This is a genomic window from Paenibacillus rigui (genome assembly GCF_002234615.1).
GTDB lineage: Bacteria > Bacillota > Bacilli > Paenibacillales > NBRC-103111 > Paenibacillus_S > Paenibacillus_S rigui.
In genome coordinates, this window is record NZ_NMQW01000042.1 from 1 (window position 1) to 12,897 (window position 12,897).

Annotated in this window: 11 protein-coding genes; 9 read left to right on the plus strand and 2 right to left on the minus strand. The window is 53.1% G+C overall.

Annotated elements, in window-relative coordinates:
- The 9 genes from CF651_RS32685 to CF651_RS24625 form a co-directional block, all read left to right on the plus strand.
- Positions 1 to 252 (plus strand): hypothetical protein (locus CF651_RS32685; protein ID WP_218827873.1); only part of this gene is annotated, 252 nt, incomplete at its 5' end.
- A 305-nt stretch (positions 253 to 557) separates the two neighbouring features.
- Entirely contained in the window at positions 558 to 1,031 is a 474-nt protein-coding gene (locus CF651_RS24595; protein WP_094017536.1) for a MarR family transcriptional regulator, read from the plus strand.
- A gap of 157 nt (positions 1,032 to 1,188) precedes the next feature.
- Positions 1,189 to 2,415, plus strand: coding sequence for an MFS transporter (locus CF651_RS24600; protein WP_094017537.1), 1,227 nt, complete (start codon positions 1,189 to 1,191; stop codon positions 2,413 to 2,415).
- Positions 2,416 to 2,875: 460 nt separating this feature from the next.
- A complete protein-coding gene (locus CF651_RS24605) occupies positions 2,876 to 3,859 on the plus strand; it encodes an ABC transporter permease (protein WP_245856139.1) in 984 nt (327 codons plus the stop codon).
- A 24-nt stretch (positions 3,860 to 3,883) separates the two neighbouring features.
- Positions 3,884 to 4,753, plus strand: a complete 870-nt coding sequence (locus CF651_RS24610; protein ID WP_094017538.1) for a carbohydrate ABC transporter permease — start codon at positions 3,884 to 3,886, stop codon at positions 4,751 to 4,753.
- Between the two features lie 34 nt (positions 4,754 to 4,787).
- Complete coding sequence (locus CF651_RS32020) at positions 4,788 to 4,976, plus strand: hypothetical protein (protein WP_144029106.1); 189 nt, start codon at positions 4,788 to 4,790, stop codon at positions 4,974 to 4,976.
- Positions 4,977 to 4,995: 19 nt separating this feature from the next.
- Positions 4,996 to 6,354 (plus strand): extracellular solute-binding protein, encoded by a 1,359-nt coding sequence (locus CF651_RS24615; RefSeq protein ID WP_179232975.1) that lies wholly within the window; start codon positions 4,996 to 4,998, stop codon positions 6,352 to 6,354.
- A 127-nt stretch (positions 6,355 to 6,481) separates the two neighbouring features.
- On the plus strand, positions 6,482 to 8,374 hold the full coding sequence (locus CF651_RS24620; protein ID WP_094017540.1) for a hypothetical protein: 1,893 nt from the start codon (positions 6,482 to 6,484) through the stop codon (positions 8,372 to 8,374).
- Positions 8,375 to 8,422: 48 nt separating this feature from the next.
- The gene (locus CF651_RS24625) at positions 8,423 to 9,640 is read left to right on the plus strand and encodes an MFS transporter (protein ID WP_094017541.1); all 1,218 of its coding nucleotides are present in this window, start codon (positions 8,423 to 8,425) and stop codon (positions 9,638 to 9,640) included.
- A 101-nt stretch (positions 9,641 to 9,741) separates the two neighbouring features.
- Here the strand turns inward: CF651_RS24625 and CF651_RS24630 are convergent, their stop codons facing one another.
- Together CF651_RS24630 and CF651_RS24635 are read right to left on the minus strand one after the other, a co-directional pair.
- A complete protein-coding gene (locus tag CF651_RS24630) occupies positions 9,742 to 10,812 on the minus strand; it encodes a response regulator transcription factor (RefSeq protein ID WP_094017542.1) in 1,071 nt (356 codons plus the stop codon).
- The gene (locus CF651_RS24635) at positions 10,805 to 12,595 is read right to left on the minus strand and encodes a cache domain-containing sensor histidine kinase (protein ID WP_179232976.1); all 1,791 of its coding nucleotides are present in this window, start codon (positions 12,593 to 12,595) and stop codon (positions 10,805 to 10,807) included. Before CF651_RS24635 ends, CF651_RS24630 begins: the two co-directional genes overlap by 8 nt.
- Between the last annotated feature and the right edge of the window lie 302 nt (positions 12,596 to 12,897).

Consider the following 12,897-nt stretch of genomic DNA (forward strand, 5'->3'; position numbering starts at 1 on the left):
CAAAACAATCGGAAGGGGATAGCCCAATGGGAAAGCGATAGGCGAAGCGTATCCGGTGAAAGGATAGGCGGGTACATAACCGACAACAATCGGAAGGGGATAGCCCAATGGGAAAGCGATAGGCGAAGCGTATCCGGTGAAAGGATAGGCGGGTACATAACCGACAACAATCGGAAGGGGATAGCCCAATGGGAAAGTGTAAGGCGAAGCGTGCAGAGCGCGGGTATCCACGAGTATCAGGAAGGAGTATAACAATTGAATACTGAAATACGATAGGGATCTCCGTTAGCTGGCGGAGATCCCTATTACATTTTAAGTGAAGAAACCCGATGCCACTCGGAAGCAGCTCGTTAGTATGTTCTCCTCTAAAGGAAAAAGATCGCACGATCCCCTGCTATACATATCATGCAAGTTCTTCGCAGGTATTCTCCTCGTGATCCAACTGTCAAATTCTCGGGGTGGTTTATTGTGCCATGTTGCTTATAATAAATATACCGAGGAACAAGATCAATTCCATTTTAAAGATAATATTGCACCAACGAGCGGGAGGACGGGCCATGAACAAAGAAGATCAGGTCATGATGGGTTTCAGGGACTTATTAAACAAGATGGTTTATCTTAATAAGTTTAAGATGGAAGACAGTCTTAAGGGTTATAAGCCTTCTGAAGTACATTGTATCGAATACATTGGAAGAAATGCAGATTCCAACGTGACAAAACTTGCGGAGGCCTTTTATATGACTCGCGGCGCCATAAGTAAATTAACTAAGAAGCTTATAGAAAAGGGCCTTATCGAAAGCTACCAGAAGCCGGAGAACAAGAAAGAAATCTATTTTAGGATTACGGAGCAAGGGAAAGTAATTTATAAAATCCATGAGGAACTGCACAAAGAGTTCCAAGAACGGGATAAAGCCGTATTTGAGCAGGTAACCGAGGAACAATTTGACAGTATGCTTCGCTTCCTTAACAAGTATAGAAGTCATTTGGACGCAGAAATAAAGAAACTGGGTATAGATATGAAGCCGGAATAAATTTGAATAGTGAAAATGAAACCACAGGCAGCCGAGCTCTTCTCGAGAACAGGCTGCATTTTTATGGCTATTATTTTGTTGACAAGGAAACAAAACTACGATACGATTTTTTTGTTGACTAGGAAACAAAATAATAATTTTTGAGGGGAGCATGAAAATGTTCAAATTTAGATCACACAATGAACAGAACACGGAACAAACCGTAGATAAACACGCTTTAATATTCGGTCTTATCTCTGTGTTTCTTTGCGGAATGGGCTTCAGTATCATAACCCCTGTCGTCCCATTCTTAGTGCAGCCTTATACAAGCAATCCGGGAGAACAAGCTATAGTTGTTACGCTGTTGACTTCTGTTTATGCAGTTTGCATGTTTTTCGCGGCCCCCGGACTTGGAGCTTTGAGCGACAAATATGGCCGTCGTCCATTGCTCTTAGTATGCCTTTTGGGTTCCGCAATCGGGTACTTGGTTTTTGGCATAGGGGGAGCTCTATGGGTACTATTTGCCGGGCGCATCATAGAAGGGATAACAGGCGGGAGCGTAGGTATGATCTTCGCCTATTTTGCAGACATCATTCCTCCAGAACAGAGAACCAAATACTTTGGATGGGTGAGTGCGGTTGTAGGTGTAGGCACCGTCATTGGCCCAACTCTAGGCGGATTACTTGCCAAGTTTGGTTATTCTGCACCCATGTATTTCGGAGCAATCATCACTTTATTGAATGTTGTTTATGGTTTCTTTCTTATGCCTGAGAGCCTTGGCAAAAAAAATAGACTGAAAGAGATTACCTTTGTAAGACTGAATCCATTTACACAGCTTGCAAACGTACTTTCCATGAAAAACTTAAAAAGGCTGCTTATCTCAGCGTTCTTACTTTGGATACCCAACGGATCTTTACAGGCCGTTTTCTCACAATTTACAATAGATACTTTCAGTTGGAAGCCTGCACTAATCGGACTTATGTTTTCAATTATGGGCTTCCAAGACATCATTTCACAGAGTTTCTTTATGCCAAAGCTTTTGATAAAGCTTAATGATAAACAGATAGCAATTCTTGGAATGGTTTCGGAGATGATAGGCTACAGTCTTATTGCAGTATCGGCTTTGTTCTCATTCTATCCTCTTTTTATCGCTGGAATGTTTATATTTGGTTTTGGTGATTCCATTTTTGGGCCTTCATTCAATGGGATGCTCTCCAAGTCTGTCGATTCTAGTGAACAAGGAAGGATTCAAGGAGGCAGCCAATCTATTCAGGCTTTAGCAAGAATGATTGGGCCTATCATTGGAGGTCAAATCTATGTATCACTTGGTCATGCCGCACCCGCTTTTATGGGTATGATCCTTATAGCAGCAGCAATACCCGTTATGTATAAAGGTACGCATTGACAATGCAATAGAGCAATGTGTAAAAACAACCGGCCCTGTGATAAATAAAAAAAACCGCAGGTTTGGCAGATAGAAGAGGCTTTATAAGGTTGTAATAAATGTGCCCGGTTGAGTTTATTTCAGCCGGGCTTTTTTGCGTTGCATAGCCGATCATAACGTGGGCTTAAAGCCTCTGCTTCACTATCGCTCGCGAATTCCAGGAACGTGTCTCGACACGGTGGTCGGTTGAGCTCACAGGCTAAGGAGAGGCGCTTTTGAGGCAGCGTAGCCGTTCATCTGGTCAGCATACATGACATGTTTTTTGCGAAAAGCACTGCTTCAAAAAAACACAACGTTAAACGGGAAAATACATGTCAATATATATAACATGTCATATACAATAGGAGACAGAAAGCCCCCACTCACAGAAGGGCAGCGAATAGCCCATTCAACCGTCAATCATGCATGAGGAGGAACTGAAATGAAATCAATAGCGGGCCTAACGGAAACGAATCTCCCTGAGCCGGCAGCCGACAGCTCCCCAGACCAAAAGCGTATCAAGGTCCAAAAGAAGTCTTACCTATGGAAGCATTGGGAAATTTATACGATGGTGCTGCCGGGTTTGTTGTTCTTTATTATTTTTAAATACGTGCCGCTGCTCGGAACGGTCATTGCCTTTCAAGATTATAACGTGTTTAACGGTGTCACCGGCAGCCCGTTCGTAGGGCTCAAGCATTTTTCCAATTTGTTTGCTTATCCGGAATTTTATCAGGTATTCAAAAACACAATGCTGATCAGCGTGTACCAGCTCGTTTTCGGATTTCCCGCGCCGCTGCTGCTGGCCTTGTTGTTAAACGAAGTGGGGCGCACTTTTTTCAAAAGGACGTTTCAGACGCTGCTTTACCTGCCGCATTTTCTGTCCTGGGTTATCGTCGGCGGGCTGGTCATTAACATTCTCTCCCCGAGTTCAGGCTTGGTGAATGAATTGTTGAAGCTGCTCGGCATCGAGCCGATCTTTTTTCTCCAGGAAACAAGCTGGTTCCGAAGTATTATCGTCATGTCAGGGATGTGGAAAGAGGTTGGCTGGGGAACAATCATTTACTTGGCGGCCCTTGCAGGAATCAACCCGGAATTGTATGAATCGGCTGATGTGGACGGAGCCGGCAAGCTTCGCCAGGTGATCAGTATTACGCTGCCGAGTCTGCTTCCGACGATTATGGTTCTGATGCTGCTGCGGATCGGAAGCATGCTGGATCTCGGCTTCGAGCACATTTATATGCTGCTGAACCCGCTGGTTACGGAAACCGGTGAAATTATGGATACGTACATTTACCGGATCGGTCTTTTGGGAGGTCAATACAGCTATACGACGGCAGTCGGATTGTTCAAATCGGTCATCGGTCTTGTGCTGGTCATGGGGGCGAATCAGCTCAGTAAGAAAACAACCGGCAATTCGTTATATTAGCCTAACGGTGAAAGGAGCAAAACTATGATTGGCATGAGCATATCGCGCAAAGCGTTCATCGCGGGCAATTATATCGTCCTTGCCTGCATTTCTTTATCGATGCTGTTCCCGTTCCTGAACATTCTCGCGGGGTCATTCAGCAGCGGGTCGGCGATTCTGCAAGGAAAAGTCACGATCGTTCCCGTTCAGTTCAACATCGACAATTATATGGCTGTGTTCAGCAATCCCGGCATTTGGCGCTCATTCGGCGTGACCGTCTACATTACGGTGGTCGGTACCGCGGTCAGCCTGCTGCTTACCTCTCTGATGGCCTACGGGCTGTCGCGACAGGAGCTGAAGGGGCGAAGCTTTATGCTGCTGCTGATCGTATTTACGATGATTTTCCAGATCCCGGTTATTCCGAACTACCTGTTGGTTAAAGGCCTCGGCCTGCTGAACTCGCTCTGGTCGCTCATCATTCCTTCGGCGGTCAGCGCGTATAACCTGATTATTATGGTATCGTTTTTCCGAAATCTTGAAACCGGGCTGCTGGAGGCGGCGAAGATTGATGGATGCAGCGAGTACAAGCTGTGGTGGAAAATCGTGCTCCCGATCTCCCTGCCGTCCATTACGACGATCGGCCTCTTTTACGCCGTCAGCTTGTGGAACGGGTACTATAATGCGGTCATGTATCTTCGCGATCCGGCGCTGTACCCGCTGCAGGTAAAGCTGAGACAGCTCCTGGTCGGGGCGGATGCGGAGGAAATGATGCAAGGGGCGGCCTTCGCCCTGCAATCGATGGAAGGCATCAAGATGGCTACGATCATTTTTGCTACGCTGCCGGTATTGATCATTTACCCGATGATCCAGAAGCATTTTGTGAAGGGCTCCATGCTCGGCTCGGTCAAAGGGTAACGATATAATCACACAGATAAAGGGAGAGGTTTCTATGAAAAAGAGAACCAAGCTGAACAAACCTGCCGCCATTCTGGCCGGCACGACGCTCCTCGGATTTACGCTGGCCGGCTGCGGAAGCGACAAGCAGACTACTTCAAAAGCGGGAGATGCCGCGAAGGGCGCCGTCCTTCACGATCGGCAAAAGCACGAACGGTCTGCCTTACATCGAAGGTATCCCTAACATCAATGAGAACAAGTATATGAAGAAGCTGAAGGAGCTTTCCAAAACGAACGTGAAGGTAGAGCTGATCCCCCACGCGGAGTTCAAGCAGAAGCTGCAGCTCATCTTCGCCAGCGGCGAAATCCCGGATCTGCTGCAAACGGACGGGATTAACTCGACGGAGGTCGCTCCGGCGATCGATGCGGGAGTGCTGCTGCCGCTGAACGATTTGATCGATAAATACGCGCCGAATATGAAAAAAGCGCTGCCGAAGGAAGCGTGGCAGTATGGAACCGTCAGCAAGGACGGCGTGATCTACGGTATCCCTACGCTGGAGCCCGCCCCTTACGGCGGAGCCAGCTTTATCCGTAAGGACTGGCTGGACAAGCTCGGCTTGCCGGTGCCGAAGACACTCGATGAATTCGTCACCGTGATGAAGGCGTTCCGCGATAAAGATCCGAACGGCAATGGCAAGCAGGACGAGCTGCCTTGGTCCGCGAGGGAGAAATTCCGCTTCGGCGACGCCTTCTTCGGCGCTTACGGGGTGAACCCGGAGGGCTGGAAGCTCGTCAACGGGGAGCTGGTGCCGAATTTCATTTTGCCGGAGATGAAGGCGGCGCTTGATTTCCACCGGATGCTGTACGCCGAGAAGCTGTTCGATAATGAATCGTTCGTGCAGCAGGGCAAAGACTGGGATGCCAAAATCCGCGGGAAAGGCATTGTCGGCTTCTGGTCACACTCCGCCCAAGAGGCGCAGCTGTGGTCGGCCGAGGTGAAGAAGAACAGCCCGGATGCCAACGTGGTTCCGATCCCGTCTCCGGTAGGCCCTGACGGCAAAGGCGGTTACTTGATCCGTTCCGTTGTCAATCCGAAAACGTGGGTCATTTCCAAGTCGGCCAAAAATCCGGAGGAAATTATTAAGTTCATGGACTTCTTCTTTACGGAGGAGGGACAGCGACTCGTCACTTACGGTATCGAGGGTGACAACTACACGATGGAGAACGGCAAAATCAAATACAAATATCCGAGTGCAAGCGATGCGACGGCGGTGCAGGAGGAGATTGCGCGTCAGGAATGGTTCCGCTTCACAGGCCCTACGTACCTGAGCGATCCGGAATTCATGAAGAACAAGCCGGAAAACGAAAAGGTCGTTCAGGCGCTTGAAATATCCAAAAAAGAAGGCCGTGTGAACGACGGCGACGGCATACCGGCCCTGCCTACGCTGAAGACGCGTCCGGAGCTCAAGTTCGACGGGCTGTGGCTGGAATTCGCCGCGAAGGTCATTACAGGCAAGGAGTCCTCGGACGGCTTCGACAAGTTCGTTGCCGACTGGAAAAAACGCGGAGGCGACCAGCTGATCAAAGAAGCGACGCAATGGTACAACCAATCGAAAAAATAAGCACATGTCTCATGGTATAGGTATAGGGCTCTTCCACCGTCTTCTGCATTCCTTAGGGTGAAGGCGGCGGGAGAGCCCTCCTGCATAAATTAGGGTAGAAGACGAAGAACGATAGGGGAAGATGATCATGGAACCGATCCTCGTACAACTTACGGAATGCAATGACCGGTGGACGGAGGCCGGGTGGAAGCGTCAAATTATGGACGCAGCTTCCAAATATAACGGAGGTGTCGTCGATGAGGCGAGCGGGATTGCCCGCCCTCACCATTTGGGCACGCCTGTGGTGATGGCTTCCTGGGCAGCCTCGCTCGTCCAGCCGCAATCGCGCTATTACCGCGATGCCAAGCTGCTGCAGGCGTTTGGGCTGGCATCGCAATTTATGCTGAACCGGCAGCATTCGGACGGTACGATTTCGCTTGGTGCAACGAACTTTCATTCACCGCCGGACACGGCGTTTGTTGTGACGGGCCTCGCGCAGGTATACCAGCTGCTGAAGCGGGAGGCGTGGCCGGAAGCGGAGCCGGCGCTCTTGAACGTGCGGTTGTTCCTCGAGCGAACGATCCCCGCGATGCTCACCGGCGGATGCCATACGCCCAATCACCGCTGGGTGCTGACCGCGGCTCTGGCGATGCTGTATGAGCTGTTCGAGCGGCCGGAGCTGAAGCAGCGGGCGCAGGCTTGGCTGGCGGAAGGAATCGACATCACGGAGGAGGGCGAGTGGACCGAGCGCAGCAATGGAATTTATAACGCGGTCAGCGATATTTCGCTGTATCATACGGCGAGAGTGTTCGGGCAGCCCGAGCTGCTGGAGCCGGTACGCCGCAATCTGCGGATGATGATATATATGATCCATCCGAACGGGGATGTGGTGACGGAATATTCCGGACGCCAGGATTTGGGGCAGACGTTCGATTTATCGAACTATTTTTTGATCTGCCGGCTGATGGCGGAGCATGACCGGGATCCATTAATGGCGGCCATGTCGGACGCAGCAGGCGAAGCTCTGGATAAATTCAGAGAAGGCGTGAACAATCATCCGGCGGTCGGAACGCTGCTGTATTCCCGCGGGCTGCAGGATCTGCCAAGAACGCCGCTGCCGAACTGCTACGTGAAGCCGATTCATCTGGACTATCCGATGCAAAAGTATGTGGACCGGCTGGAAAGCGCGGGCCATCATGGACAAGTGCGCTACAGCCGGCTGCACCTGCACTTCGGGGCGCCCCTTGTACGCATCCGCGAGCTGGACGACAGCATGACAGTGATGTCGCAGGCGCCTTCGTTTTTCTCGCTGCGGCACGGGCAGGCCCGGCTGCTCGGGATCAAGCTGGCTTCCTCCTTCGCCCCGGGGACGATCGTGTTCGACCGGCTGACGGCATCGGAGGAGCTCGACCAGTTTAAGCTTGAGAAGATCGAGGAAAAAGGCTACAACGGCCCGATCCCGTCTTCGCTGCTGACCGGTGCGGGCTCGGCTGCAAGCTCATTACGCGCCGGCTTGCGTGCAAGCTCAAGCATAAGCTTGGATGCAAGCTTCGAGAGCGCCTCAAATCCAAGCTCAGGGAGCGTAGCGGCTGGTTTATGGGCAAGCTCGGCTGCAGCGGCGGGGCTGGCTTCCGTCAGCTTGGAGCCAAGCCCGTGGTATCTGCTGCCGCATCAGCACCGGCCGATCACTCATTTGCAGCGGCACGCCTTGTCCGCTGAGCTGTCGCGCTCCCGGGACGAGTGGAAGCTGCGCGTCGTCTCCGGCGAACAGGAGGATGTGCTTACGCAGCTAACGTTCGTCCTCGGTGTGGAAGGGCGCCTGGAGGGCGACGGACTGGAGCGGATCAGCGAATGGCGATACCTGCTGAAAAGCGGCTCCTTCCGATACCGGTGCGGTGACGATGCCATTGAATTTTCGTCCGGGTGCTGCGAGCACAAGGTATCCGACATTTGGGAGGACGTTCATCCGCCCGGCTGCATTTATGTGCATGTCAATTTGCTAACCCCAATGGATCGGACCTTTACGCTGAGACTTCTATAGTCGATCAGTCGGGAGCGTCGTACGGAATAAGGGAGGCAGGTTGACATAATGAAAGAAACGGCGCGAATGCTGCTTCAATTGCGAGGCTTTTACTTGATGACCGGACTGGCGGGAGGCTTGATGAATCCATATTTGACCTCCCTGCTCGTCCACAACGGATTGACCAGCAGCCAGGTGGGCTGGGTCATGTCGATCGGCTCGCTGCTGATTATTGCGATTCAGCCGGTATGGGGAGCGCTCGTCGACCGCTTTCAGCGGACGAAGCTCGTGCTGGTGCTCAGCCTGGCGGTGCCGGCGCTGCTGGCGGCCGGTTACAATGCGAGAGGGCTTCTGCTCCTCTCGACGGTGTATGCCCTGTCGGCAGTGTTTACCGCCGCGCAGGCGCCGATTGCCGATTCTTACGCGGTGACCGCGGCCAGACGAGCGAATACGTCGTACGGCACGATTCGCTGCTTCCAAAGTCTTGGCAATGCTGCGGCCGGTTACGCCGGGGGCCTCTTTTTGGCTCATGTTCCCATTACGTATCTCTGGATTCCTTTTCTTGCGATCAATCTGACCGCAGTCATGACTGTACTGCTGCTGCCGGAGCAGAAGAGCGGGGCGGTCGTCTCCGCAACGTTCAGGGAAGGGATGGCCGAATTGCTGCGGGACAGACGGTTTTTGCTCTTTTTGGCAGGCTGCTTCATGGTCAATCAGACGCTGACGGCTTTCAATACGTATTTCGTCGAAGCGTTCCAATCCATTGGCGGTTCTTACGCGCTCGCCGGCGTGGGGCTGATGATTGCCGCATTGTCCAACATTCCGGCAATGCTGCTGGCTTCCCGCGTCATTCCGCGGGTCGGCAGGGAAAACGTGCTGCTGCTCGGCGCTGCTGCCTATATCGTCCGTTGGGGGGTGCAGTGGCTGTTCCCGGTGCCTGCGGTCGTGCTTTCCGTGCAGGTGCTGCAGGGCTTGTCGTTCGGCTTTTTCTATATTGCCGCGGTCGAATATGTCTCCGTCGTTGTGGCGAAGCATATGCAGGCGACGGGACAGAGCGTCTTCAACATGGTGTTTGTCGGCATGGCGGGAATTACCGGCAATCTGGTGAACGGCTATTTGCTCAATTACGGAGGAGCAGGCTGGATGACGTTGTCTTGTACGATCAGCGCGGCCCTGGGCTGCGGGCTGTTGTACTACGTAGCGAGGGGCCCCAAGCTAACCCGCCTTCAGCGGGAAGCGGCATTGGAGGCTGCGAAGCCAGGACACGGAGTTCCTTCGGGAAGCTGAGGCAATGACCGAGAGGCCCAGGTGAGCCCTGTGAATCAGGTGATGGAAAAACAAACAAGGAGACTCGAAGAGCCGAGGCTCAGCGGATCTCCTTGTTGTGCTTAATTCATCTTTTTCTTATACTCCGACGGGGAAAGCCCGAACCGCTTCTTGAACGCCTTCGCAAAATGCGGATAATCCCCGTATCCCACCTTGAATGCCACCTCGTACGTTTTGGCTCCGGGATCGCCGAGCAGCTCCTTGGCCTTTTCCAACCGCAGGTGGATCAGGTACTGAATGAAGCCGACCCCCACCAGCTCCTTGAACACGCGGCTGAAGTAAGAGGGGGACATATCGACGTATTCTGCGACCGTTTGGAGGGTGAGATGCTCGTCAGCGAATCGTTCCTGCAAAAATTGGACGCCGCGGGAGATTGTTTTCTGGTAGCCCCAATTGCGGCTTTGCCGGATCGCCTCCGCCGTCTGAAGGACGAAGGCGTCGATCAATCCTGCCTGCGCGTGCTCTGGGGCCGTTTCGGGGACGGGAGGCTCCTCCCGATGGGACACAGGTACATCTGACGGAACAATCCCGCCCCCGCTCAACCGCACAAGCTCCTCCTTCAGGAAAGAGAGCAAATCGAAGTAAAACGGCCCGGGCTGGTAGCTGCTTCCGGCCAGCTCCGCGGCCTGCCGGTGAACGGCTTCGAGGCCGGAGGCGATCCCCTCCTCGTTCAGCGTCCACAGCCGCTCCGCCAGCTCTACCGCCAGCGACCGGCAGACGGGCAGGCAGTCGCTGCGCGTTCTGGCCGCCTGCTGCTCCGCCTGCCATTTGGCGGCTACGCGCTCCAGCATGCGGATTACCTGCTCGGGCTTGATCGGCTTGAGCAGGTAATCCGATACGCCGTGCCGCAGCGCATGCTGCACGTAGTCGAAATCGTCATAGCCGGAGATGACGATCGTTTCCATCGGAGCCGTGCCCTGCTTCAGCTCCGTAATGAGCTCAAGCCCGTCCATTACCGGCATGCTAATATCCGTAATCAATAGGGAGGGCTGCAGGGCCGTGACCAGCTCCAGGGCTTCCCGGCCGTCCTCGGCTTCGCCGACGACCTGAAAACCGAGTCCGGCCTCGTTGATCATTTTGGCCAAGCTTTTTTTGATCATGTGTTCATCGTCTGCGATGACTACTTTATACATCGTGAGGTCCTCCTTGCTCCGCGTAGGGAAGCCAAATTTCCACCCGGGTTCCGGACAGGTCGGATTTGCGTATCGTAAGGCCGTAAGGCTTGCCGAATGTCAGGCGAAGCCGCTGGTGTACATTCCACAGGCCGATGCTCGGCATCCGTTCGTCGGGCCGGTCTGCGGGAGGCTCATCCTTGGCGAAAGCGGCATTATACCGCTCCATCACCGCCGGGGGCATTCCTTTTCCCCGATCCTCTATGGTCAGTACGTAGCGCCCATTCCGTTCTTCTCCGTGAATGCCGATGAATTCGGGGCGCATTTTGTGCTGCTGGTACCCGTGCTTGAATGCATTCTCAACGACCGGCTGGATGACGAGACGCACGGAACGGACCTGCGATAACTGGTGCTCCGCGCATTGGATGCCGATCGTCATGCTGGGGAAGCGTTCGGATTGGATATCAAGATATCTGCGGCTGTGCGTCAACTCCTCCAGCAGACTCACCTGCTCCCGCGGACTCCCCACGCTGTAGCGGAATAAATCGGCGAGCGACGTGGCGATTCGGCTAATCATCGGCATGTCGGCCAAGATGGCGTGGGAATTGATGATCTCCAGCGTGTTGTACAGAAAATGCGGGTTGATCTGCGAATGGAGCGCCTCCAGCTCGGAATCCTTTTGCCTCAGCTGCATTTCCTGCTCCTTCAGCTTCGAGGACTGTACCTCTCCGAGCAGCCGGTTGATCTCGCTGACCATGTTATTGAAGCTTCGGTTCAGCTCGACGATTTCCTCCAGCCCGTTCTCCGGGGCGCGGACGTTCAGATCCCCGTTCTCCGCCCTACGCATCAGCCGCTGCAGCGAGGTCAGCGACCGGGTCAGCTTGAGAGAGAACCCGACCAGCAGCAGCAGGATGAAGGCGATAAGCACGCTTCCAAGCCACAGCGTCACATTGCGGAGACCGATTATATTGCCGGTCAGCTCGGAAATCGGAACTTCGGACACCATGACCCAGTGGGTCAGGTCGGACTGGTGGTAGATGACGAGTCTTTTGCCGGCCGTAGTAAACCAGCCGCTGTTGCCGTGCTTGAGCTTATCGAGAAGGTCGGGGTATTCGACGCTGCCCCATTTTTGCGGATCGGGATGGTACACAGTTCTGCCGTTCTCATCCATAATCCAGACGAAGCCGGACGTGCCGAGCTTCACCTTTTCAATGATGCGGATCAGCTCGTTCATGCGCAGCTGGATAAGGAGCAGGGCATTCGATTGATAGGTCCGGGTATCCGAAAACCGGCGGACGACATTTAAGACCGGGACGGAATTTTGCAGCGATACGCCCAAAATTTTGTAGGTCGCGCCCTGCATGCTCTCGCTGTAGACAGGATACATCTCTTTGGCTTCGATGCTGGCGTTTTTGGAAATGCCGATTCCTTGCTCGGTCAGTATGGAGATGCTGTAAATATCAGGGCGGCCGAACACGATATTGGTGAATAAATCGTCCTGGATCACCCGGTTCAGCACGATGCGCTGATACTGCTCGTCCGGTGTCAGCTTGACGAACTCTTGAATAGACGGATCGATCAGCAGCGGATAGGTCGTCTGCTGCAGCGTTGTAAAATAAGCGTCAAGCTGGCTGTTGATTTGGCGGACGAGCTGGTCGCTGTACTGAATCGCATTATGCTCGATGGCCGTAGTGGACCGTTCATACCCCAACAGGCCGATAAGGGCAAAGGGAAGCACGATAAACAAGGCGACGAGCAGGACGAGCCTGCTGTGGATGGAACGTTTGGCCCTGGATGATGGCATGGAAGAGGCCTCCTGACTTTGTTCGTAAAGGGTAGGGACAATGAGCCCAGTCCTTTCCTGCATGGGCTTGTTGAGCGCGATTCGGCTGTACGTCACTTGCTGAAGGCGAAGCGAGGCTATTCCGCGGCAGCGACAATACAATCGTTAAGTTTACGTCATATAAACTGACATCGAAAAAGATTTTAATCTCAATTTAGCGTACTCCTTCGGGCTTCGTCAACGGAGATCGTTGAAAGAAGCCGTGTTTATGGGCAAAAACGGTCTGGACAACGCAGATGGGAGCAAAAAAACACAAGCTTGTC